At 74.9% G+C, this 3,084-nt stretch carries 3 protein-coding genes and 1 riboswitch; all 3 genes read left to right on the top strand.

Annotation, left to right across the window (positions count from 1 at the left end; genetic code table 11):
- Positions 1-299 precede the first annotated feature (299 nt).
- Positions 300-415, top strand: a riboswitch (cobalamin riboswitch).
- Between the two features lie 90 nt (positions 416-505).
- Positions 506-1,732 (top strand): prenyltransferase/squalene oxidase repeat-containing protein, encoded by a 1,227-nt coding sequence (locus G3I40_RS00795; RefSeq protein WP_164300196.1) that lies wholly within the window; start codon positions 506-508, stop codon positions 1,730-1,732.
- Positions 1,729-2,391 carry an SCO2322 family protein gene (locus tag G3I40_RS00790; RefSeq protein ID WP_164300195.1) on the top strand — a complete coding sequence of 221 codons (663 nt, stop codon included), beginning with the start codon at positions 1,729-1,731 and terminating at the stop codon, positions 2,389-2,391. The genes G3I40_RS00795 and G3I40_RS00790 overlap by 4 nt, the downstream gene beginning before the upstream one ends.
- A gap of 2 nt (positions 2,392-2,393) precedes the next feature.
- A partial coding sequence (locus G3I40_RS00785) for an energy-coupling factor transporter transmembrane protein EcfT (protein WP_239091439.1) occupies positions 2,394-3,084 on the top strand: 691 nt, incomplete at its 3' end.

Here is a 3,084-nt window from a genome sequence, read left to right as displayed (position 1 = left end):
GTTCCCCGCGCCCCTGGCGGGGTGGGGCGAGCCCTGGGCGGTTTGTGCGGGGTGGGTGCGGTCGGTGTGTGGGTGCGGCGCCGTCGGGGCTGGGCGCGCCGTTCCCCGCGCCCCTGGCGGGGTGGGGTGGGCCCGGGCGGTTTGTGCGGGGCGGGTGGGGACGGACTGCTAGTGCGGCGCCGTCGGGGCTGGGCGCGCAGTTCCCCGCGCCCCTGGCGGGGTGGGGCGAGCCCTGGGCGGTTTGTGCGGGGTGGGGTCGGGGGGCGTGGGCAGGTGGGGGTTTGTGGGGGGTCTGTGGGGGGGCCGGTAGAGTGGGTGGGTCGTCAGTTTGTGCGTATGAGGGGAAGCCGGTGCGAGTCCGGCGCTGACCCGCAGCCGTAGAGCCGGAATGCCTCCTACGCATCTGAACGGCTCAGGACCGTCGAGGCACACGGAGCCGGAGCCGCCCGGTGCCAGTGCGTGCCGTGCCGCCCGGCCCCCCGCAGGGAGAGGCACCCGCCCCACCATGAACATTCGCCGCAGCGCCGCGCTCGTCGCCGCGACCGTCGTGATCGGCGCCGTGAGCGCGCAGGCCGCGGTCGCGGACGGTGCCTCGCCCTCCCCCTCGCCCAAGGTCGTCGTCCCGTCCGGGCTGTACGGGAAGTCCGACCCCTCGTTCGACGGCGTGTGGCGCCAGTCGCTCGCCCTCGTCGCGCAGGACACCGTGGGCGTGAAGCCCGCCGCGAAGGCCGTCGACTGGCTGGCCGGGCAGCAGTGCGCGAACGGGGGCTTCGCCGCCTTCCGCGCCGAGCCCGGCACGGCGTGCGACGCGAAGACGGCGCTGGACAGCAACAGCACCGCCGCCGCCGTGCAGGCCCTGGCCGCGGTCGGCGGCCACGACAGCGCGGTCACCAAGGCCGTCGGCTGGCTGAAGAAGAACCAGAACACCGACGGCGGCTGGGGTTACAACCCCGGCGGCGCCAGCGACGCCAACTCCACGTCCGTGGTGCTCGGCGCGCTCGCGGCCGCGGGGCACAAGCCTGCGGACGTGACGTCAGGTTCCGGCAAGTCGGGTCCCGACGCCCTCGCCTCCCTCGCCCTGCCCTGCTCCGAGGGCAAGAGCGGCGGCGCCCTCGCCTACCAGCCCGACAAGAAGGGCAAGCTCGCCGCGAACGCCGACGCCACCGCCGCGGGCGTGCTCGGCGCGCTCGGCACCGGGTTCGCGCCCGGCAAGGGCAAGGCTCCGGACGCGTACACGTGCGAGGACGGCAGGAGCGCCGACGCCCTCGCGCACAACGGCGCCGTCTACCTGCAGAACCAGCTCTCCACCCACCTGTACCTGAAGTCCCAGCTGGCAGGCGCCGAGGACCAGCCCGACTACGGCAACACCGCCGACGCGGTCACCTCCGTCGCGGCCGCCGAGGGCATCAAGTACACGAAGGACCCGTACGCCTGGCTGGAGAAGAACGCCAAGGGCTGGGCCGCGCAGTCCGGTCCCGCGGCCTACTCCCAGCTGATCTTCGCCGCACACGCCACCGGCAACGACCCCCGCGACTTCGCCGGCACCGACCTGGTGAGCGCCCTGAACAAGACGGGCCCGGCACCGGCCTCCGCCGGCTCCGGCGACGAGGACGAGAAGAAGGACGACAAGAGCGGCGGCGGCTTCGGCACCTGGTGGATCGTCGGCGTCATGTTCGTCGCCGCCGTCGGTGCCGGCTTCCTGATCAGCGGCCGCAAGAAGCAGCAGCTGTGACGCGCGGGCGGACCGCCGCGCTGGTCCTCGGCCTGCTCGCCGCGCTGCTCGGGCTCACCGCGGTCCCTGCGCAGGCGGCCGGCTACCGCTACTGGTCGTTCTGGGAGCGGGACGGCGGCGCCTGGACGTACGCGACGGCGGGCCCCTCGCAGACGACGCCGTCGGACGGTGACGTCCAGGGCTTCCGCTTCGCGGTGAGCGCGGACTCCAAGGACGCCACGCAGCCGCGCGGCGCCGCCGACTTCGCCGCCATCTGCGCGGACACCCCCGCCAGGAGCGGTGACAAGCGCGTGGCCCTGGTCGTCGACTTCGGCACGGCCGCGGACGCACCGCACGGCGAGAGCCCGCCCGCGCCGCGCACGGCGTGCGCGCGCGTCGGCAAGGACGCGACGTCGGCGGACGCACTCGCGTCCGTCGCCAAGCCGCTGCGCTACGACAGCAACGCGCTGCTGTGCGCCATCTCCGGCTATCCGGAGGCCGGCTGCGGCGAGCAGGTGGCGTCGCAGGACGCGCAGAAGCAGGACGCGCAGCAGACCGAGTCGCCCGCGGCGAAGAAGCCGTCGGGTTCCGGCCCGTCCGTCGGTGTCCTCGCCGGTGTCGCCGTCGTCGCCCTGCTCGGCGTCGGCGCGATCTGGCAGGCCAAGCGCCGCCGCCCCTGACGATGACTGCCGTCCGTACGCTCCGGGCCCCGCGGGCCCACCGTTCCAACGCCGTGCACCCGGGCGCCTGGTGGATCTGGGCGCTCGGCCTCGGCACGGCCGCTTCCCGCACCACGAACCCGCTGCTGCTCGCGCTCCTCGTCGGCGTCGCCGGGTACGTGGTGGCGGCGCGGCGGACCGAGGCGCCGTGGGCGCGTTCGTACGGGGCGTTCGTGAAGCTGGCCCTGGTGGTGATCGGCATCCGCCTGCTGTTCGCGACGGTCCTGGGCTCCCCGATCCCGGGCACGCACATCCTGGCCACGCTGCCCGAGGTGCCCCTGCCGGACTGGGCGCAGGGCGTGCGGATCGGTGGCCGGGTGACGCTGGAGGGCCTCGCCTTCGCGTTCTACGACGGCCTGAAGCTGGCCGCGCTCCTCATCTGCGTAGGGGCGGCGAACGCGCTCGCCTCCCCCTCCCGGCTGCTGAAATCGCTCCCCGGCGCCTTGTACGAGGCGGGGGTCGCGGTGGTCGTGGCGATGACGTTCGCCCCGAACCTGATCGCCGACGTGCGCCGCCTGCGCGCGGCCCGCCGCCTGCGCGGCCGCCCGGACAAGGGGGTGCGCGGTCTGCTCCAGGTGGGGCTGCCGGTCCTGGAGGGCGCGTTGGAGCGCTCGGTGTCCCTGGCGGCGGCGATGGACGCCCGCGGCTACGGCC

Origin of the sequence: Streptomyces sp. SID14478, assembly GCF_010548525.1 — a bacterium.
GTDB lineage: Bacteria > Actinomycetota > Actinomycetes > Streptomycetales > Streptomycetaceae > Streptomyces.
Note: the sequence above shows the minus strand (reverse complement) of the source record. Positions and strands in the feature narration are given on the sequence as shown.